Annotated in this window: 16 protein-coding genes and 1 tRNA gene; 14 read left to right on the top strand and 3 right to left on the bottom strand. The window is 65.3% G+C overall.

Going from position 1 to position 19,395, the window contains the following annotated elements; translation table 11 throughout:
• Window positions 1-15: 15 nt before the first annotated feature.
• The 6 genes from AC1ME3_RS17795 to AC1ME3_RS17770 all read left to right on the top strand — a co-directional run bounded on the left by AC1ME3_RS17795 (window position 16) and on the right by AC1ME3_RS17770 (window position 12,739).
• Window positions 16-2,214 (top strand): autotransporter assembly complex protein TamA, encoded by a 2,199-nt coding sequence (locus AC1ME3_RS17795; RefSeq protein WP_480954232.1) that lies wholly within the window; start codon window positions 16-18, stop codon window positions 2,212-2,214.
• Complete coding sequence (locus tag AC1ME3_RS17790) at window positions 2,214-6,455, top strand: translocation/assembly module TamB domain-containing protein (RefSeq protein WP_480954231.1); 4,242 nt, start codon at window positions 2,214-2,216, stop codon at window positions 6,453-6,455. Before AC1ME3_RS17795 ends, AC1ME3_RS17790 begins: the two co-directional genes overlap by 1 nt.
• Before the next feature lie 69 nt (window positions 6,456-6,524).
• A complete protein-coding gene (locus AC1ME3_RS17785) occupies window positions 6,525-8,006 on the top strand; it encodes a flavin-containing monooxygenase (RefSeq protein WP_480954230.1) in 1,482 nt (493 codons plus the stop codon).
• 365 nt (window positions 8,007-8,371) lie between these two features.
• Complete coding sequence (locus tag AC1ME3_RS17780) at window positions 8,372-9,802, top strand: EAL domain-containing protein (RefSeq protein ID WP_480954229.1); 1,431 nt, start codon at window positions 8,372-8,374, stop codon at window positions 9,800-9,802.
• Window positions 9,803-9,807: 5 nt separating this feature from the next.
• Window positions 9,808-12,282, top strand: a complete 2,475-nt coding sequence (locus tag AC1ME3_RS17775) for an ATP-binding response regulator (protein ID WP_480954228.1) — start codon at window positions 9,808-9,810, stop codon at window positions 12,280-12,282.
• A 64-nt stretch (window positions 12,283-12,346) separates the two neighbouring features.
• Window positions 12,347-12,739 (top strand): response regulator, encoded by a 393-nt coding sequence (locus AC1ME3_RS17770; RefSeq protein WP_056063121.1) that lies wholly within the window; start codon window positions 12,347-12,349, stop codon window positions 12,737-12,739.
• On the opposite strand, the gene AC1ME3_RS17765 is transcribed toward AC1ME3_RS17770, so the two are convergent.
• A complete protein-coding gene (locus AC1ME3_RS17765; protein ID WP_480954227.1) occupies window positions 12,736-13,641 on the bottom strand; it encodes a class I SAM-dependent methyltransferase in 906 nt (301 codons plus the stop codon). The genes AC1ME3_RS17770 and AC1ME3_RS17765 overlap by 4 nt on opposite strands.
• Window positions 13,642-13,665: 24 nt before the next feature.
• On the opposite strand from AC1ME3_RS17765, the gene AC1ME3_RS17760 reads away from it, so the two are divergent.
• Genes AC1ME3_RS17760 through AC1ME3_RS17745 form a run of 4 tightly spaced genes read left to right on the top strand, consistent with a single transcriptional unit; the run spans window position 13,666 to window position 15,930 of the window.
• The gene (locus AC1ME3_RS17760; protein ID WP_480954226.1) at window positions 13,666-14,388 is read left to right on the top strand and encodes a ComF family protein; all 723 of its coding nucleotides are present in this window, start codon (window positions 13,666-13,668) and stop codon (window positions 14,386-14,388) included.
• 32 nt (window positions 14,389-14,420) lie between these two features.
• A complete protein-coding gene (grxC, locus tag AC1ME3_RS17755; RefSeq protein WP_480954225.1) occupies window positions 14,421-14,675 on the top strand; it encodes a glutaredoxin 3 in 255 nt (84 codons plus the stop codon).
• Complete coding sequence (locus AC1ME3_RS17750) at window positions 14,675-15,502, top strand: carbon-nitrogen hydrolase family protein (RefSeq protein WP_480954224.1); 828 nt, start codon at window positions 14,675-14,677, stop codon at window positions 15,500-15,502. The genes grxC and AC1ME3_RS17750 overlap by 1 nt, the downstream gene beginning before the upstream one ends.
• Window positions 15,499-15,930 (top strand): DUF1178 family protein, encoded by a 432-nt coding sequence (locus AC1ME3_RS17745; protein ID WP_480954223.1) that lies wholly within the window; start codon window positions 15,499-15,501, stop codon window positions 15,928-15,930. The genes AC1ME3_RS17750 and AC1ME3_RS17745 overlap by 4 nt, the downstream gene beginning before the upstream one ends.
• A gap of 30 nt (window positions 15,931-15,960) precedes the next feature.
• Here the strand turns inward: AC1ME3_RS17745 and AC1ME3_RS17740 are convergent.
• Window positions 15,961-16,050: transfer RNA gene (locus AC1ME3_RS17740), tRNA-Ser, on the bottom strand.
• A gap of 144 nt (window positions 16,051-16,194) precedes the next feature.
• On the opposite strand from AC1ME3_RS17740, the gene AC1ME3_RS17735 reads away from it, so the two are divergent.
• The gene (locus tag AC1ME3_RS17735) at window positions 16,195-16,461 is read left to right on the top strand and encodes a hypothetical protein (protein ID WP_480954222.1); all 267 of its coding nucleotides are present in this window, start codon (window positions 16,195-16,197) and stop codon (window positions 16,459-16,461) included.
• Between the two features lie 8 nt (window positions 16,462-16,469).
• On the opposite strand, the gene AC1ME3_RS17730 is transcribed toward AC1ME3_RS17735, so the two are convergent.
• Window positions 16,470-16,622, bottom strand: coding sequence for a hypothetical protein (locus AC1ME3_RS17730; protein WP_156348872.1), 153 nt, complete (start codon window positions 16,620-16,622; stop codon window positions 16,470-16,472).
• A gap of 203 nt (window positions 16,623-16,825) precedes the next feature.
• Here AC1ME3_RS17730 and AC1ME3_RS17725 point away from each other — a divergent pair, with 203 nt between their 5' ends.
• Genes AC1ME3_RS17725 through AC1ME3_RS17715 form a run of 3 tightly spaced genes read left to right on the top strand, consistent with a single transcriptional unit; the run spans window position 16,826 to window position 19,234 of the window.
• Window positions 16,826-17,911 (top strand): acyl-CoA dehydrogenase family protein, encoded by a 1,086-nt coding sequence (locus tag AC1ME3_RS17725; protein WP_480954221.1) that lies wholly within the window; start codon window positions 16,826-16,828, stop codon window positions 17,909-17,911.
• Window positions 17,902-18,654 (top strand): PIG-L deacetylase family protein, encoded by a 753-nt coding sequence (locus tag AC1ME3_RS17720; RefSeq protein ID WP_480954220.1) that lies wholly within the window; start codon window positions 17,902-17,904, stop codon window positions 18,652-18,654. Before AC1ME3_RS17725 ends, AC1ME3_RS17720 begins: the two co-directional genes overlap by 10 nt.
• Window positions 18,644-19,234: an SAM-dependent methyltransferase gene (locus tag AC1ME3_RS17715; RefSeq protein ID WP_480954219.1), complete on the top strand. Its 591-nt coding sequence runs from the start codon at window positions 18,644-18,646 to the stop codon at window positions 19,232-19,234. Before AC1ME3_RS17720 ends, AC1ME3_RS17715 begins: the two co-directional genes overlap by 11 nt.
• The last annotated feature ends 161 nt before the right edge of the window (window positions 19,235-19,395 follow it).

Below are 19,395 nucleotides of genomic sequence, written 5' to 3'. Positions count from 1 at the left end.
TGTAAAGGGGATCGTGTGACAGCTTCTAACAGCCGGCATCATTGGCTCGCTCTGGCGTTGGTAGCGTCGACAACGGGATTCGCGGGCGTCGGTTCCGCGCAGTTGGTGAAGCCGGGTACCGCCCCGGCCAAGGGTCCCGACGCGCCCAAGCCGAGCGACCAGCCGCAGTCGAACGATCCGCGTTCCGACGCGCCGATCGTGCCGGACGCCGAGTTCGACAGCGCCCTGCCGCCGTTAAGCGGCGACCTGAACGCGCCGTTGGAAGCGATGACGCCGCTGCCCGCTCCGTCGACGCAAACACCGGCGACGCCCGCCACCGCGGCGACCCCCGCGACAACGCTGGCGGGCGACGTCCTGCCGCCGACCGGCCCGAGCGATCCACAACTCGCGCAGCCGCTGACCCCGCTGTCGAGCTTCGACACGACCCCGCTCCAGACCGCGGCGGATATCAAGGACAAGGACGCGCCCGACATCCGCTACGAGACCGCGACCAAGGGGCTCGACAAGGCGGGCGACGGGCTCGAAGGCGAATACAAGGCACTGTCCGCGCTCGCCGAGGGCAAGGGCAAGGCGGCGAACGCCACGCAGGTCGCGGCGCGCGCGCGTGAGGACGAGGCGCTCGCGGTGCGGCTGCTGAAGTCGCTCGGCTATTACGACGCGACCGCGATCTCGACGATCGAGACGATCCCCGACGCCGACAAGACCAAGCCCGCGCGGCTGAAGGCGACGGTCAGCGCACAACCCGGCCGGTTGTATTCGCTGTCATCGATCACCGTGAAGGCGGACGCGACGACCCCGCCCGACCTCGTCCGTACGCAATTGCCGCTGAAGGTCGGCGATCCGATCGAGGCCGCACGGATCCAGGGCGCGGAGGCGAATGTCAGCCTGACGCTGCCCCAGCAGGGCTATCCGTTCGTCAAGGTCGGCGAGCGCGACATCCTGCTCGACGACCAGACCCCGACCGGCGCGTACACGCTGCCTGTCGATACCGGCCCGCGGTCGTCGTTCGGGCAGCTTCGCACCGAAGGCGATCCGGTCTTCAACCTCGAGCATCTGAACCTGTTCCCGCGGTTCAAGTCGGGGGAACTCTACGACAACCGGATGACCGATGACCTGCGCGATGCGCTGGTCGCGACGTCGCTGTTCTCGACGGTGTCGGTCGAGCCGGTCCGCACCGGGACGATCAACCCCGACGGCACCGAGCAGGTCGACCTGCTGGTCCGCCAGAGCGAGGGCAAGCCGCGCTCGCTAGGCGGCAATGTCGGGTTCTCGACCGGACAGGGCTTCCGCGCGGAAGGCACGTGGCAGCACCGCAACCTGTTCCCGTACGAGGGCGCGCTGATCGCCTCGGTCATCGCCGGTACGCAGGAGCAGGGCGTGTCGGGCACGTTCCGCCGCGCCAACGCCGGCAAGCGTGACAAGACGTTCAGCCTGACCGCCGGCGCGAATCACTCGAATTACGACGCCTATGACGCGTTCACGACCAGCGTCGGCGTCCGCTGGAGCTACGATTCCACGCCGATCTGGCAAAAGCCGCTGACCTATTATTACGGCGGCGAACTCGTTGGCACGAACGAGAGCGTCTATGATTTCGGTCGCGGCGAGAACGTCCGCCGCACTTACGGCATCGTCGCGTTGCCGGGCCAGGTGAAGTTCGATCGCTCGGACAGCTTGCTCAACCCGACCAAGGGGTATCGCCTGACGCTGAACCTCAGCCCGGAGACGTCGGTCCAGGGTTCGGTCAAGCCGTACATCCGGACGATGATCGAGGGGACGTTCTACTATCCCGTCTCCAGCAGCATCGTCATCGCCGGGCGCGCCAAGGCGGGCTCGATCCAGGGCGTCTCCCGCGACGATCTTGCACCATCGCGGCGCTATTACGGCGGCGGCGGCGGATCGGTGCGCGGCTATGGCTATCAGCGGCTCGGGCCGTTCGATCCCAACGGCGATCCGGTCGGCGGGCGCTCGCTCAACGAATTCGCGCTCGAGGCCCGCTACCGGTTCGGCGATTTCGGTATCGTGCCGTTCATCGACGCCGGCAACAGCTATGAGAGCAGCACGCCGAACCTGTCGTCGCTGCGCTACGGCGCGGGCATCGGTGGGCGCTTTTATACCAGCTTCGGCCCGATGCGTTTCGATGTCGCGACGCCGCTGAACCCACGCGAGGGCGACGGCAAGATCGCCCTCTACATCTCGATCGGGCAGGCATTCTGATGGCCGAAAACGGCACTCCGCACGTCGAGACGACGCAGGAAACAGTGATCGTCGAACGTCGCCCGCTATGGCAGCGTATCCTGAAATGGCTGGCGATCCTGGTCGTCGGCCTGGTCGCGCTCGTCCTGATCGTGCTGTTCGGGATCAACACCGATCCCGGCCGGCGCCTCGTCGCCGACCAGATCGGTGGCTACACCACCGCGTCCGGCCTCAACATCAAGGTCGGCCGGATCGATGGCTCGATCTACGGCGCGATGACGCTCAGCGACGTGCGCGTGTCCGATCCCAAGGGCGTCTTCCTGACCAGCCCGAAGCTCGCCGTCGACTGGCGTCCGTTCGCGTTTGCCAAGAACCATGTCGACGTGCGCTCGCTGACCACGCCGCTGGTGACGCTGCAGCGCCGCCCGGTGCTCAACGCGACGCCGACCGACCCGAACGCGCCGTTGCTCCCCGATCTCGACATCGACGTGAACCGGCTGGTGATCGATCGTTTCCTGATCGCCAAGCCGGTCACGGGCCAGACGCATATCGTCAAGATCGACGGTGCGGTCCACATCGCCGACAAGCGCGCGCAGCTGACCACCAACGCGACCGCGCTGACTGGCCCGGGCATCGCCGGCGGCGATCGCCTCGTGCTGAAACTCGACGCGGTGCCTGAGCAGAACAAGCTCGACGTCAATTTGAAGCTGACTGCACCGGTCGGTGGCGTCGTCTCGACGATGGGGTCGTTCAAGGCACCGTTGACGGCAACCGTCGATGGCAGTGGCAGCTGGGCCTCGTGGCAGGGTCGCGCCGTCGCGACGCTCGGCGGCGGGCAACTCGCCAACCTCGGGCTGACCGCGAAGAACGGTCATATCGAAGTGCGCGGTTCGACGCGTCCCGGTCTGTATCTCGAAGGTCCGGTCGAGCGCCTGACGTCGCCGCAACTCGACGTGGCAATCGATACCACGCTCAACGACCGCAAGGCCGACACGCGGATGACGCTGAAGTCGGACGCGCTCGCGGTCGACGCCGGTGGCCTGATCGATCTCGCCAACAGCCGGTTCGGCAATTTCGCGGTCAACGCGAAGCTGCTGACGCCCGGCGCCATCCTGCCGAACCTGCGCGGTCGTGATGTCACGGCACGCGTCGTCCTCGACGGCGCGTTCGCGACGCCGACGGTCGACTACAAGGTCCGCGCCGCGACGATCGCGTTGGGCGACATGGGCGTCGAGAACCTCTACGCCGAGGGTCTCGCGCGCGTGAACTCGGACCGTATCCTGGTGCCAGTAAAGGCGCGCGCACGTCGCGTGACGGGGCTGAACGCAGCGGTCGGGGGCCTTGCGACCAACGTCGCGATCGACGGCGACTTCGCGATCTCCGGCGTCAACGTCCTCTCCGACAACCTCAAGATCCGCTCGGACAAGATCGACGCGACCGCGGTGGTCGTCGCGAACCTGTCGACCGGGCGCTACACCGGCGCGCTGAAGGGGCGGATTAACAACTACCGCGTCGACGGCATCGGCATCGTCAACCTGACGACCGACGCCAAGCTGGTACCGGGGCCCAAGGGCGGCTTCGGGATTACCGGTCGCGTCGTCGCGCAGACCTCGCAGATCTTCAACGAAGGCGCGCGCAGTTTCCTGGGCGGCAACGCGATCGTCCGCTCGGACATCGGCTACAGCCCCGAAGGCATCGTCACCTTCCGCAATCTCCGGATGAACGCGCCACAGTTCCGTGTGACCAGCGGCGAAGGCCGGTTCGATCCTGCTACCGGCGCCGTGCTGGTGAACGCCGATGCATATTCGACCGCCTATGGCCCGTTGTCCGCCCGCGTGACGGGCAGCGCGACGGCCCCCGTCGTCGTCCTGCGTGCACCGCGTCCCGGCGTCGGCGTCGGGCTGGTGAACCTCAACGCCCGGATCGTCGGCCGTGGCGGCGCCTATGCCGTCACCGCGAGCGGCGGCACCAACTACGGCCCGTTCACCGCCGACGTGCTGGTCAAGCCGGGCGCGCAACTCGCAGTCGACGTGCGCCGCGTGGTGTTCGCCGGGATCGTCGGCAGCGGCCGCATCGTCCAGACTGCGGCCGGCCCGTTCGCGGGCGCGCTCCAGTTCGCCGGGCAGGGCCTGTCGGGCAACGTCCGCCTCGCCAACCAGGGCGGCTACCAGCGCGCCGACGTCGCGGCTCGTGCCAACGGCGCTAAGATCCCCGGGATGATCGACTTCACCATCGGCCGCGCGATCGTCAGTGCGACCGCAGTCCTGACCCCAACGCCGCAGATCGTCGCCGACGCGCAGATCGCGGATATGCGCTATGGTGCGATCGTGCTCTCCGCGGCACGCGCGAAGGTCAATTACGTCGGCGGCAACGGCACCGCACAGGCGCTGCTGACCGGCTCGAACGGCGTCCCCTTCCGCCTAGCGGTCAACGCCAAACTCACCCCGAACAACTACCTCGTAGCCGCCCAAGGCCAGGCGAACGGCATCGACTTCCGCACCGTCAACCCGGCCCGCATACACGCGGTTAAGGGTGAATACCGCCTATCCCCAACCCGGATCGACTTCGGTGGCGCAGGCGGCGGCTCGGCGCGCCTTGCCGGCAGCTACGGCCGCGGCACGAACGCACAGGTCCGCCTCGATCGCCTCGACCTGTCGACTCTCTCCGCTTTGGTCCCGAACCTCGGCATCGGCGGCAAGGCGACCGGCAGCCTCGACTTCTCGCAGGCGAATTCGGCCGCACTGCCGACCGCAGACGCACGCGTGACTGTCACCAACTTCACCCGCTCGGGTCTCGCTGCGGTCTCCGACCCCGTCGACATCGTGTTCGCCGGGACGCTCGGCGGCGAGGGTGCGACCGGTCGTGCACTGGTGCGTCGCGGAACGTCGGTCATCGGCCGGATGGTCGCGAACCTCCGGCCGCTTCCGGCCGGTAACGGCTCGTGGAGCACGCGCCTGATGGCCGCGCCGCTGTCGGGTGGGATCCGCTATAACGGCTCATCGGCGGTGCTGTTCAGCTTTGCCGCGATCCCGAACCAGCAGCTGTCGGGGCCGATCGCGGTCGCCGCCGACTTCTCAGGGCGGCTGTCCGCGCCGCAGCTGAACGGCGTCGTCCGCGCGGACAATTTGACCTACGACAACGAGACCTATGGCACGCGGCTGTCGCAGATGCGGATCGCCGGGCGGTTCTCGAACACCGATCTGCAACTGACGCAGCTGACCGCGAAGGCCGGCGACGGCACCGTTCAGGCGCAGGGCAGGATCGGGTTCGCGGCGGACAGCGGCTTCCCGATCGACATCCGCGCGACGCTGAACAATGCGCAGCTCGCCAAGAGCGACGCGATCAGCGCCACCACCACGGGCACGGTCCACCTCACCAACGGGCGCGATGGCGGCCTGATCCAGGGCGATCTTCAGATCCCCGAGGCACGCTACCAGATCATCCGTCAGGGCCAGGCCGAGGTTCCGGAACTGACCGGCGTTCGTCGCAAGAGCGACATCCGCACGCCAGTCTCGACCGATCGCTCGGACGTCCCGGCGATCGGCAAGTTCAAGCTCGACCTCCGCGTCCGTGCGCCGAACCAGCTGTTCGTCTCGGGCATGGGCCTCGAGTCCGAATGGGAGATGGACATGCACATCGGCGGCACATCCGCCGCGCCGATCGTCACCGGCGGCATGGACGTGGTCCGCGGCACCTATTCGTTCTCGGGCAAGCGGTTCGAGGTGAACAAGGGCCAGATCCGCTTCCGTGGCGGCGCGCTGACTGATCCGGATATCAACATCCAGGCGACCACCACCACCAGCGACATCACCGTCGTCATCAACGTCACCGGGACCGGCCAGAAGCCGCAGATCGCGTTCACGTCGACGCCGGTACTGCCACAGGACGAGGTGCTCAGCCGCCTGCTGTTCGGCTCGAGCCCGGCCAATCTGTCGGCGACCGAGGCGATCCAGCTGGCGTCCGCGCTGAACTCGCTGCGCGGGTCGGGCGGCGGCGGTCTGAACCCGCTCGGCAAGCTCCGCTCGGCGACCGGGTTCGACCGGTTGCGCGTGCTCGGCGCCGATCAGGCGACCGGGCGTGGCACCAGCCTCGCGGCGGGCAAGTACATCACGAAGAACATCTATGTGGAGATCGTGACCGATGCGAAGGGCTTCACCTCGACCCAGCTCGAGATCGCGCTGACCAAGGCGCTCAGCCTGTTGTCGGCCGCGGGATCGAGCGGCGGGCAGAGCGCGAGCGTGAAATATACGAAGGACTATTGAGTAAAGATCACAACAGGATAGGTTCGGTTATGAAACCTACGGCGTAACGCCGGGGCGCGAGGATGCAGCATGACCGAACATGTCGACGTGATCGTGGTGGGCGCCGGCATTTCCGGGATCGGCACCGGCTACCACCTGCAGACGCGCTGCCCTGATCGCAGCTACGTGATCCTCGAGGGGCGGCAGTCGATGGGCGGGACGTGGGACCTGTTCCGCTATCCCGGCATCCGCTCCGATTCGGACATGCACACGCTAGGATTCGTCTTCCACCCCTGGACCGCGGCCAAGTCGATCGCCGACGGCCCCTCGATCCGTGCCTATGTCGAGGAAACGGCGCAAGCGTACGGCATCGACCGGAAGATTCGCTACGGTCATCACGTGAAGTCGGCGGCATGGTCGACCGAGGACGCGCGCTGGACGGTCGAAGCCACCGGCCCAGACGGCCCGGTGACGCTGACCTGCAACTTCCTCTCGATGTGCGCGGGCTATTACAATTACGCCAAGGCCTATTCGCCCGAGTTCGAGGGCGCGGAGAGCTTTGCAGGGCAGATCGTCCACCCGCAATTCTGGCCCGAGGACCTCGACTATAGCGGCAAGCGAGTCGTCGTGATCGGCAGCGGTGCGACGGCGGTGACGCTGGTCCCGTCGATGGCGAAGACCGCTGCGCACGTGACGATGCTCCAGCGCTCGCCGACGTATATTGTCGCGCGGCCGGGCGAGGACGGCGTGGCGAACTGGCTGCGTGGCAAACTGCCGGCAAAGGCGGCCTACGGCATCACGCGGTGGAAGAACGTGCTGATGGGGATGTTCTTCTACCGGATGGCGCGAAAGAAGCCGGCCGTCGTGAAGGAGCGGATGATCGGCATGGTCCGCGACCATCTCGGCCCCGACTACGACGTCGCAACGCACTTCACCCCGCGCTACAATCCGTGGGACCAGCGTGTCTGCCTGGTGCCCGACGGCGACCTTTTCACCGCGATCAACGCCGGCACCGCCTCGATCGTCACGGACACGATCGCGCGGATCACGCCCGAGGGAATCCACCTCGATTCGGGGAAGGACCTGCCCGCCGACGTGATCGTCACCGCGACGGGGCTCGAACTGCAATTGATGAGCGGGGTCGCCTTCAGCCTCGATGGCAAGCCGATCGAACTCGCCGGGCGGCTGCAGTACAAGGGGATGATGTTCGACGGCGTGCCGAACCTGTCCTCGACCTTCGGCTACACCAACGCGTCGTGGACGCTGAAGGCGGACTTGACGGCGATCTACATGTGCCGGCTGTTGAACACGATGAAGAAGCGCGGCCTGCGTCAGGCGACGCCGTTCAACGACGATCCGACGATGAAGAGCGAGTCGTTCCTGGATTTCACATCGGGGTACGTCCAACGCGCCGCTGCGGCTTTGCCGACGCAGGGCGAGCGCAAACCATGGAAGCTGAACCAGAACTACGCCCTGGACGTGCTCGCGCTCAAGTTCGGCTCGATCGATGATGCGATGAGGTTCTCGAACCCGGTGCAGGCTCGTGCGCGGCGGGAAGGCATTACCGCGTAAGGGACGCTTCGCGAATCGGCGTACGCGATCACGCTAGTGACAAACGGCATTGTCCGGATCTGTAAGAGCAAGCTCGTACTGTCACGACGCTCGGCAATCACGACGACGTAGTGGCACTCGGCGAATCGCGGCAGCGATGTCGCATCGCTGAAGCATTGCCGCCCTAAAGTGTCGGCTCGAACACCGAAACGCGTTCTTATTCAACGCGTCAGTGTTCGAGCCGATTTGGCATTCACCAGGGGCGAATGTTCTGGCCGTAAACCAGCGCGATAAGAAGATTCAGCATGTTTTTCTCCCTAATTGGCACCAGGAGGTGCCTGACCGGATTATAGGTTAACGAGACGTTAAACAATAACCTTTGTAATTTGTTAACCATCTTTGTCGGGCGCGTGCATGCTACGTGCTTAAGGGTATGTTTATGCGTCCGGACTATTGGGTCAGGAATGAGGGACATTCCGCACGGTCAGTTCGAATCCAGCCCGCACTTTGCGGCCCTGCGGTTGCTGGACGTCGACTCGTCGGTCGAGCGTACGCGCAGCGCCATTTTCAAGGCATCGCAAGCCTCGTGGCGGTTCCTCGTGCTCGCCGAGATCTCGAATTTCTCCGTCTTGCGCCGCCACTTGGGACGCTCAAGAGCGGACACTTTGATCGTCGACGTGGCGGCGCGAATCGCTGATACATTGCCTGACGCCAGGATCATGGTCGCGGGACGCGACACGGCGGAAATCGTCTTCGAGAGCGAGGCACGGCTGGCCTTGGACGTCGCGATAGCCGCGCTGGAGGTCGCGTTCGAGGAACCGTTCGACATCGACGGCGAATCCTATGTCATCCACGTTCAGTTGGGCGCAGCCGCCGCGTCTGCGCACCGCGACGAGGTGCTGCTGATCGAGGAGGCCGAACACGCGTTACGAGAAGCGCGCGACGAACGCATCGCAATTGCGCGCGACGTGACCGGAACCCCAGCGGCGATGGATCGTGTCCAGCTGTCGCTGGACCTGACGCGTGCGATCGAAAAGGAGGAGCTGTTCCTCCAATACCAGCCAAAGGTTCACTTACGTCGTCAGGAGGTCACGAGCGTCGAGGCTCTGGTCCGCTGGAATCACCCGACGCGAGGGCTCGTATTGCCTAACGACTTTATTCCCTTGGCCGAGGAATCTCGGGATATCGTCGCGCTGACGCTTTGGACGATCCGTCGTTCGATCGCCGACCAGAAGGCACTCGCCGCCAGCGGTCACGACTTGCGCATCTTCATCAACATCGCGGGGGCGTTGCTCGCGGACAAGGGTTTCGTTCGCCGCGCCTGTGCGCTGGTTCAGACAAGTGGCGCGCAACTCGGGTTCGAGATCACCGAAACGTCGGTGATCCGTGATCCGGAAAGTGCGATCGCAAATCTCAAGATCTTTGCGGATATCGGAATCGTAATCGCGATCGACGACTATGGCGCGGGCTTGTCGTCTTTGGCATATCTGAAGCAGTTACCGGCACGCGAACTGAAGATCGACAAGCTGTTCGTCACGCAACTCACCAGTTCGAATCGCGACCCGCTGATTGTCCGGTCGACGATCGATCTCGCGCACGCGCTCGAGATGGAAGTCGTCGCCGAGGGTGTAGAGAGCCAGGCGGCGATGGCATTGTTGTCGGTAATGGGCTGCGACATGATCCAGGGTTTCCTGATCAGTCGGCCGATCAATCTCGATGCGCTGATTCACTTTCTCGACGATGGTAAGTATCAGGCCATGGCGGCGGATATGCGCGCGCCGTTCAATCGGCTCGCGACCGTCTGGAAGCGCGCCTGACCGCGATGGCACGACGCTGGATCGTAGCTGCTGCTGCCGTGGTCTTGTCAACGATCGGCCCGGCGGTATCCGCGCAATCCCATACCGGTCAGGATAGCGATATCGTTGCCGCAAGGTACGAGGCTACCGTCGCCGATGTGAATGCCACGATGTTGATCGATCCTGCCAAGGCATTGCCGAAAGCGGTCGCTGCCGAGCACCTTGCTGCGCAGATCACCAATCGGAGCGCCCGCGGCGTCGCGATCGCGACTGCACAATGGCTCCAGGGAGAATCCTATCTCCGGACGAACGATACCGACAGAGCCGACGCACCGATTCGCAGTGCGCTTGCCGCGGTAAAGACGTTTCAGCCGCAATCGAAGCTGCATGCCGATTTGTTGATTTCGATGGGCTGGCTCGACAGTTCACAAGGCCGCGCCGGCAGTGCCTTGATCGATTATCAACGAGCGTTTGCGATTTATCGCAGGCTCGGGGATTTGCGTGGACAGTCGCGCACCCTGGTCTTCATCGCAATGCTGTATACCGAGGCCAAAGATCCGGCCACCGCGGATAGATATTATCAGCAAGCTCTGGATATTTATCACGCCGACGCGAATATTGCCGTATCTATTTACAACAACAGGGCTTTGGTACTCGCGCAAGATAAGCAGTACAAGAAGGCGGCTGTTCAGTTCAAGAAATCGCTCGATCTGGCGAAGCAGCTGAATAGCAAGAACCTGCTAGAACTCATCTACATGAATATCGCTCGCGTGCAGTTGGCACTGGGCAATTTGGCGATAGCGGACCGTGCCATTGCAAGTGGACGAGCGATTGCCGACCCTGCCGATACCAGTCTGGCCGGACGTCTCGCCGCAACCGCCGCGCAATCTGCGCTGCAGCACGGTGACGTACCGCGCGCGCACCGACTGATCGAAAGCGCATTCGCGGGAATCAATCCGACGACAACGGACACGGCGTACCGCGATGCTCATCTGACGGCCTATGATATCTTCACGGCGGCAGGCGACCCAACATCGGCACTCGTCCATCTTCAAGCCCTCAAACGCCTTGACGACGCCGGCACCAAGCTCGCCACCGACACGAAGACCGCGCTGATGGCGGCACGGTTCGACTTCGCCAATCAGGAGTTGAGGATCAGCCAGCTCAAGGCCAGCGAACTGCAGCGCAGTATCGCGTTCGAGCGCACGCAGGCCCGCACGCAGCGGAATATCTTTATCGCGACGGGGGCTGCGGTCGCGGTCGTTATCGCTCTGCTGGCGATCGGGCTGGTTACGATCCGTCGCAGCCGGGATCAGGTACGTGCTGCCAACGACGACCTTGCGACGACGAACAGCGCATTGGGCAAGGCTCTGGCCGCCAAGACCGAGTTCCTGGCCACGACCAGTCACGAGATCCGGACGCCGCTGAACGGTATTCTGGGCATGACTCAGGTGATGCTGGCGGACCCGACGCTTCCGGCGGACATGCGCGATCGGCTTGGCGTGGTGCATGGTGCCGGGATCACGATGCGGGCGCTCGTCAACGATATCCTGGACGTCGCCAAGATGGAAACCGGCAACCTGACGATCGAGGCTGCTGCGTTCGACGTCTGCGCGACAGTAAAGGACGCGGCGAGGATGTGGGAAGAGCAGGCGCGCGCGAAAGGCCTCTCCTTCACCGTTGACGTTGGCGGTTGCCCTGCAATGATCATGGGCGACGCCGCGCGAGTTCGGCAGATCGTATTCAATCTCCTGTCTAACGCGCTGAAGTTCACCAAGACGGGCCATGTCGCGCTGAGCATCCAGGTTGGCGACGACGACCGGTTGCGTGTCGGCGTCACCGATTCCGGTATCGGTATTCCCGCCGACAAGATCGAGGAAATCTTCGAATCGTTCCGTCAGGCCGATGCCGGGACGACACGACAGTTCGGTGGTACTGGCTTGGGACTGTCGATCTGTCGCAATCTGGCGCGTGCCATGGGCGGTGACGTGTCCGTCAGCAGCATCGTGGGGCAGGGGGCGACCTTCACGCTGGTCCTCCCGCTGGTCCGCGTCGACACGAAGGCGGTAGAGGTCATCGAACTGGATTCGCGACCGGGCACGCTCATCGTCGATCGCAACCCGATCACGCGCAGCATGTTCAAGACCTTGCTTGCAACGCACGGCGGCCTGATCACCTCCGCAGCGTCGGTCGACGAAGCGGTCACGCGTCTTGCCGATGGGGACGTCGCGCGCGTGCTGATCGACGATGCGACGGTGCGCGCGAGCGGCGACGCGCTGGGCGGACTGTCGCGGATTGCCGAAGCGGCGTATATTTCGGGAACCGAGACGACGTTGCTATGGCCTGTCGCTGCAGAGAAGGAGCGTGAAGAATTGCTGCGTACGGGGATCACGCGGGTCGTTGCGAAGCCGGTGAGCGGGAGTGCGCTAATTGCGATGATGTTCGATGAATCGGTATCGACGAACGGCGCGAATCCTGACCTTGTATCACATGCTGCATGAGGCGTAGAGGCCTGCATATGGCCACGATATATCCTCCTTTGATCTATGTTAAGTGGGGGTTGCGGTGAACGTTTTGTTCATCGAGGACGACCGGATGAACCGTCGTGTCGTCAAGGATATGCTTGACGTTGCTGGCGTATCGATGGTCGAGGCTGAAAGCGCGGAACGCGGTCTCGAAATCCTCGATGAACAGGAGTTCGCGATGATCCTCGTCGATCTGCGGATGCCGGGCATGGACGGTATCACCGCGATCGAACATATTCGTGCCCGGCAGGATGCCAAAGCCAAGGTGCCGATCATCGTCGTTACCGCGGATATTGCGCCCGATCTGCGGGAGCGCTGTCTGACGGCGGGTGCAGACGACGTTATTTTCAAGCCGGTCGCGATGGATTCGCTGTTCGACGCGATGGGTGTGATCCTGGCACGCGGGGCCGAAGGCGACGGTGTAATCGGCTAGGCGCCGCTTTGATCGTGGCGTCCTAGCGCTGCACCGAGCGATGCAGTCGCGCTGCCGCGTTTCGCTGGCTTGGGTTGCGAAGGGTCCGGCGACCAGCCGGTCAGGAACACGATCTGGAATGTCTCGTGGGTTCGGCCACGATCGTCCGACGCGCTAGCGAAGGCAGCGACGGTCCGTACCACCGTCGCCGACACCAGAGGCTGGCGCTGGGCCAGGATGTTACCCGCCGCCATTCCACGTAGATCGCCAAATAGGCGGCCGAGATCGCGGTACCCGACATCGAGCGTCTCCACATCCGCCACCGGCAAAGCGAACCCGGCGCGCATCAGCAGGTCGCCGGCCGAGCGGACGTCGATCTGAGGATGCAGCCGCGCCGCTGGGCGCTCGCTTTCCGCGAGTCTCAAGGCGCTGCGAAGCGCGGGCAGGCTTCCTGCGCCCACGAACGCACCCAAAAACAAGCCGTCGGGGCGGAGCACGCGGCGGATGAGCGACAGCGCGCCGGGCAGGTCGTTGACCTGATCGAGTACGCCGGCGCTTACCACGAGATCGAACGACGCATCGGCGAACGGCAGGCGATCCTCGTCTGCCTGCACGCCCCCCGGCTGGGCAGCAAACGCGAACCCCGCATCGCAGCGGGCCACGCGAGCGCCCGGCGGCGGGACGAAGGCGCCATCGAAACAGCCGAGATCGAGGATGTCGGTAAAGTCGCGCGTCACCGCATCCAGCCGCTCGGCGATCCCGTCCAGCATAGTCGCGCGCAGAAAGTCGTGCTCGGCATAGCCCGGCGCGGCGCGGTCTCGGCGAACGCGGCGCGCGGCGCGGTCGAAGATCTCGGGGGCGGAGTTTTCTGAAACGATATCGGACACGTCTTCGCTTGTGCCGTGGTCGCGTGCCTCCGACAAGGGCTGGCACTCATGGGGAGCTTGATGAAGATACTCGCCCCGTTCCGCTTCATCGCCGGTATCGCCTTGCCGCCACGGTGCGCCGGTTGCGGCACGCCGGTTGCCGAGGATCATCGGTTCTGCGCTATCTGCTGGACCGGATTGCGGTTCCTGGGGCCGCCCTGGTGCTCCGGCTGCAACCAACCTTTCGCGTTCGATCGTGGTGACGACGCGCGGTGTGCGGCATGCTTCGCCGATCCGCCGCGTCATGCCGGTGTCCGTGCTGCCGTCGCTTACGGTCCGATCGCGCGGACGCTGGCGCTGCGTCTGAAATATGGCGGTCGTATCGCCTTTGCGGAGACCATGGCCCGACAGATGCGGCGCCTGCTGCCAGACGAAGTCGACTTGCTCGTGCCGGTCCCGCTGCACCGCTGGCGAATATGGTCGCGCGGTTTCAATCAGGCGGCGCTAATCGCCGACGCCATCGCGAAGCTGTCGGGGGTAGGTCACGATCGCACCGTTCTGACGCGGCCTAGGCGAACAATCCTGTTGCGCGGACTTGGCGGACGACAGCGGGCGAAGGCGGTGTCGGGCGCGTTCGCGGTCCCTGTGCGGGACCGCGTGCGGGGCAGGGCGATCGCCCTGGTCGACGACGTCTACACCAGTGGCGCTACCGCCGACGCGTGCACGCGCGCGCTGCTCAAGGCGGGTGCGCGATCGGTCATGATCCTCTGCTGGGCGCGGGTCTTGCCGGCGTCGGACGATTGACAACGGCAAACCGAGACCACATTTCCCGCTGCATGGCTAAAGTCGAAATCTACACCAAGGCGTTCTGTCCGTATTGCACGCGCGCGCTGAAGCTCCTCGCATCGAAGGGGGTCGAGCCCGAGCAGTTCGACGTCACGATGGGTGGCCCAAGAAAGGCCGAGATGGTCGAGCGGTCGGGTGGTCGCATGACGATGCCGCAGGTCTTCATCGACGGAAAGCATATCGGCGGATCGGACGATCTCGCCGCACTCGACGCGAAGGGCGGCCTCGACGCACTCCTCGCCTGATGGCGAAGATCGGCGTTCTCCAGATGACGAGCGGGATAGATCCCGCTGTCAACGCCGCGACGCTCGTCGAAGCGATTCACGACGCGGGAAAGGCCGGCGCGTCGGTCCTGTTCACGCCTGAAATGTCCGGGCTGATCGATCGCGATCGGTCTCGCGGCGCGTCCTCGATCGTCGCCGAGGATACGGACCCAGTGCTCGCCGCCGTGCGTGCCGCAGCCGCCGATGCCGGTGTCTGGGTTCACCTGGGCTCGCTCGCCGTGCGGCGGCCCGACGGAAAGTTCGCCAATCGCGGGTTCGTCATCGATGCGGCCGGGACGATCCGCGCACGCTACGACAAGATACATCTGTTCGACGTCGACCTCCCGACCGGCGAAAGCTGGCGTGAGTCCGCCGCCTACGCCGGCGGCGACGCGGCGATCGTCATCGATACGCCGGCAGGACGCCTCGGTCCGTCGATCTGCTACGATGTGCGGTTCGCGGATCTCTATCGTGCACTCAGCGATGCAGGCGCGACGATCCTCTCGGTTCCGGCTGCCTTCACGCGCCCGACCGGCGCCGCGCATTGGCATGTCCTGTTGCGCGCGCGGGCGATCGAGGCGGGCGCATACGTCGTCGCAGCCGCGCAGACGGGCATTCATGCGGACGGACGCGAGACCTATGGCCATTCGCTGGTCGTCGATCCCTGGGGCGACGTGATCCTCGACATGGACGAGACGGCAGGGCTCGCCTTCGTTGAGATCGACCCTGCTCGCGTGGAGCAGGTCCGGTCCCGCATTCCGGTGATCGCCCATCGGCGCGCGATCCCCGCCGTTACCACCCTGTCGTGATCGTCTTCGACCTCAGATGCGGCGGCGGGCATGTGTTCGAGGCGTGGTTCGGATCGAGCGAGGCATATGAAAGCCAGCGCAAGGCGGGGCAGGTGCAATGCCCGGTCTGCAACGATGGCGATGTGACCAAGGCGGTCATGGCGCCCGCAATTCCGTCGAAGAGCAACTCGAAGCCCTCTCCGCCGAGCCCGGAGGCCTTGAAGGCCGCGATGAAGGTGCTTGCCGCGCAACAGGCCAAAGCGCTCGAATCGTCGGAATGGGTCGGCACCGCCTTCGCCGACCGCGCCCGCGCGATGCATCTCGGCGAGGAGAAGCAGGTCACGATCCACGGTCAGGCCAGTCTCGCTGAAGCGAAGGCACTGGTCGAAGAGGGCGTGCCGGTCGCGCCGCTTCCGCTACCGGTCGTGCCGCCCGAAAAGACCAACTGAGCCGCGTGTAGGCCGCGTTCAGTCGGCAATTGGCGGAAGAGGTGGGATTCGAACCCACGGATGGGTCACCCCATCGCTGGTTTTCAAGACCAGTTCCTTAAACCACTCGGACACTCTTCCACGCCGTGACCCGGCGAACCGGGAGGACGGCGTCTAAGCGGAGAGCGTCACGATCGCAACCACCGCGATGTGCCGATCTGGTATGTGTGGACGCGTGCGCGCGTGCGATTGCGCAGGAGGCGGAGCGTCGGCTAGGCCCGATCCATGGACCTCGACGCGATCTCGCAGCATTTCTTCGGCACGACCGACATCGATACGCTCAGCCCCGAGGCGCTGGAGGCAGGGCGCGAGCGCGTGTCGATCGCGTTCGGGACCGAGCGGGAGGCGGGACGGCGGTTTGCGCTCTGGGCGGTCCTGCGTGCGACCGGTGTCGCGCCCGCGCCGCATGCCGCGTTCAAGGATGCGCGCGAGATCCGCGCCGCCGAAGCCTATGCCGCGGCGATCGGTTTCGCCGAACAATCCGACGACTGAAGCGATGATCAGGCGGCGCGGCGATCCAGCAGCGCGCGGTCGATCCTGCGGATGAGGTCGGCGATCTGCGGCCGATCGTAGCTCGCGGTCAGATCGTGATGGCTAGGGGACGCGCACATCCGCTTGCCGACCAGCGCGAAGATATCCTGTTTGTGTGCCATCGAACTGCTTCCCTTCCGATTCCGCCGTTATGCCGGGCAAGCGTTAACCAAAGGTTCGGGACGGATTCGGATGCGGTTAACCATTGTCGGCGCCGATTTACGCAACGCTCGTGGCGGTCCGGCGTTCTAGTCGCACAGCGGCCGTATCGCACGGTCCGCAGCGCGCGGGGATCGATCCACTGACCAGACTATCGCCGGCACAATTGCCCGTTCATCCAAAGGGTTGGACCGTCCTGGAAAGCGTCCGCGCGCTTGCGGCGGACTGGGATCGCAGCAACGGCGAGGAGTCGTTTCCGGCCGACCGCGTTGCGGCGCTGCACGAAGCGGGGGCGCTAGCCGAATTCATCGACGTATCGACACCGGCGCGGACCGATGCGCTGGTCGACGTGCTGCGAGCGATCGGCGGCGCGGACCTGAGTCTTGGCCGCGTATTCGAGGGGCATGTGAACGCGGCCCAACTCGTCTCGGCGTACGGCGACGATGGGCAGCGGGCAGCCTTGGCGGACGATCTCGCAGCCGGACGCGTGTTCGGTGTCTGGAATACCGAGCCGACCCCCGGCCTCTCGATCCGGCAGTCCGCGCCCGGCCGTTGGGTGCTCGACGGCCGCAAGAGTTTCGCGACCGGGGCGGGGCATCTCGACCGCATCCTGGTGACTGCGCGCGACGCGACTGGCGGCAAGCAACTCGTGCTCGTGCCGATCGCGGGCGAAACCGCACGTGCGGATAATAGCGGGTGGCAGGTGCGCGGGATGCGCGGGACGTGCAGCGGGCTCTTCGATTTCTCCGGCATGCTGATCGGTCCGGAGGGGATGATCGGTGCGCCCGACGTGTACGAGACCGAACCGCGATTCAGCGCCGGCGCGTGGCGGTTCACCGCGGTTCAGCTCGGCGCGATCGAGGCGCTGGTTCGGCATCTGCGCGATCATCTCGTCGCGACCGGCAAGGGCGACGACGCGATCCAGCGCGCGCGGTTTGCGACCTGTCTGACCGAGACGCGCAGTGCAGGGCTGTGGGTTCGCCGCGCTGCGCACCTTGCGGAGACGCAGGCGGCGGAGGCGATCCCCTTCGTGCTGATGACGCGGGGTATCGTCGAGGGGGCGGGGTTAAAGACGATGGAGGCGGCGGCGCGCTCGGTCGGCACCGCATCGTTCTTCGCGGCCAGCCGGATCGACCGGATCACGCGCGATCTCGGGCTCTACCTACGCCAGCCGGTCCCGGACCAGGCGCGCGACCGGGCGGCGGCGGCGTGGCTGGAGGATGATTGCTGGGGCGACGATCGGTGGTGGTAGCACCGGGCGGCAATGCCTGGAGCAATCTCACGCGGCGGGCACGGCGGATGTCGGCACAGACCGCGGCGGGGCAGGGGCCATGGCTTGTGCTGGCGCCACATCCCGATGACGAGACGCTCGGCTGCGGCGCGTTCATCGCCTCGGTAACGGCAGCTGGTGGCCGGGTTCATACCGCGTTCCTGACCGATGGTTCGGGTTCGCATCCGGATGCGCCGGGTTGGAGTGGAAAGCGGATCGCGGGGCTCAGACGCGGTGAGGCGCAGGCGGCGTTGAAGGCCTTGGGTGGCGAGCAGGACGCGCTTTATCTCGATTGGCCCGACGCGTTGCCGGCATCAGAGGGCGATCCGCTGTTCGTGCGCAGCGTCGATCGATTGGCCGCGTGGTGCAATGCTCGCGGCGTCCGCCAGATCGCCGTGACTTGGTCCGGCGAACCGCATTGCGATCACGAGGCCGCAGCCGCACTCGCCGAGGCGGTGGCACGGCGTGCGCATTGCCGTCTCTTCCAGTATCTCGTCTGGGGTTGGACCGTCCCCGACCTGACCAAGCGCCTGCGCGGCGTGCGCGTGCTGTCGATCGCCACGGCATCCGGACGGCCCCGACAGCGTCGCGCGATGGCGTGCCACCGGAGCCAGCGCGGCGGGCGGATCGTCGGCGCGCGCGAGAACTTCCGGCTGCCCAACGCTATGATGCGGCTGATGGACCGGCCGAACACCCTGTTGCTGGAGACCCGCGATGCGCCGTGAACACTCGATCGAACCCGAATATTTCGAGGCGCTCTACAAGGACAAGGGCGACCCCTGGGAGTTCGAGACCAGCCCGTACGAGGCGGCGAAGTATGACGAGACATTGGCCGTCTTGCCTAAGGACCGGTTCGAGAGTGCGCTGGAGGTCGGCTGCGCGAACGGCGTCCTGACCGCGCGGCTCGGGGCACGCTGCGACACGTTGCTCGCGTTCGACGTTTCCGAAACTGCGGTGGCGGCGGCGCGGGCACGGTGTGCGGACCAATCGCATATTCGTATCGAGCAGCGCCGACTTCCTGAAGACGCTCCCGCAGGTATGTTCGACCTGATCCTGTTGTCGGAAGTGGTCTATTACTGGGACAGCGCCGACATCGTCAGGCTGGCCGCGTACGTCCGCTCGGTGGCAGCGTCAGGCGGGTATGTGATGCTGGTCCACTGGATCGGCGAGACCGACTATCCCAAAAGCGGAGACGATGCCGTCGCCGAACTGCACGCCGCGCTCGGTGATCGCGTCACGGTCGTTCGCGGCGATCGGCACGAAGCGTATCGGCTCGACCTCTGGCGGCTGAAAGACGCGCGTTAGGCGGATCAGCGTCTGCGCCTCGCGGATCGCATCGGGCAATGTCGCGAAACTAAGCTGGTCGCCCGGGTTCGCGGAGGCAGGATTTAGCGCCGCCGTCACCGCGTACGTCTCGTGCAGCGGCGCATCGATCGGCTGGTCGATCCACCGCGCGACCGCGTCCG

The organism is Sphingomonas sp. BL2, assembly GCF_056680015.1.
This window is presented reverse-complemented; position numbering and strand designations above follow the sequence as displayed.